General features: G+C 38.9%; 1 tRNA gene and 1 rRNA gene. Both read right to left on the bottom strand.

The features are described from left to right. Positions 1 to 338: 338 nt before the first annotated feature. Positions 339 to 414 (bottom strand) — tRNA-Ala (locus ND2E_RS03570). Between the two features lie 227 nt (positions 415 to 641). Next, positions 642 to 738 (bottom strand): 16S ribosomal RNA (locus tag ND2E_RS0121945); the annotation flags it as partial.

Here is a 738-nt window from a genome sequence, read left to right as displayed (position 1 = left end):
ATGATAAACACTCGAGGAGAATGTTTATCGGTGGTATTTACATAAGTTGCAAGTTATTTAGAAGTAATGAGCGCGACACCCTTTACTAATATAAGTTTGCTACATAAATACCGGTATTTATATCAGCTTTCCAGATTGTTAAAGAACTTCAAATCAGCACGCATTCGGCATAATTTGTGGTTTAAAAAACCAAACTTAATGTGTTCATCAGAACAAGTTAAGTTTGGTCTCTTTCTTTATAAGAAGAAATAAAATATCCATTGACTTTTAATCAAGGCAGTTGGTAGCGACGTGTAGTTTACTACACGAGCTGCGAACTAACGCAGAGTAAAATTAAATGGTGGAGCTAAGCAGGATCGAACTGCTGACCTCCTGCGTGCAAGGCAGGCGCTCTCCCAGCTGAGCTATAGCCCCATTTATGCTTGTTTCTTTACTTTATGACGGCGTTGCTTTCGTTTCTCAGAAAATCATGTAGTTCACTACATTCATTCCTTCTAAACTCAAGCGCCTTGTAATAAAGCAAATGAACTTCGCCTAAGACATATAATGCCTTAATGGGTTTTCTTCTTTAGTTTGTTATCATGTAATTTGTGTGAACACTCATAAAGCCAAAGCTTTCATTAAATCGTTTTACATCAAGATAAGGAGGTGATCCAACCCCAGGTTCCCCTAGGGTTACCTTGTTACGACTTCACCCCAGTCATGAAACACAAAGTGGTGACCGTCCTCCCGAAGGTT

Source organism: Colwellia psychrerythraea, assembly GCF_000764225.1.
Lineage (GTDB): Bacteria > Pseudomonadota > Gammaproteobacteria > Enterobacterales > Alteromonadaceae > Colwellia > Colwellia psychrerythraea_D.
Note: the sequence above shows the minus strand (reverse complement) of the source record. Positions and strands in the feature narration are given on the sequence as shown.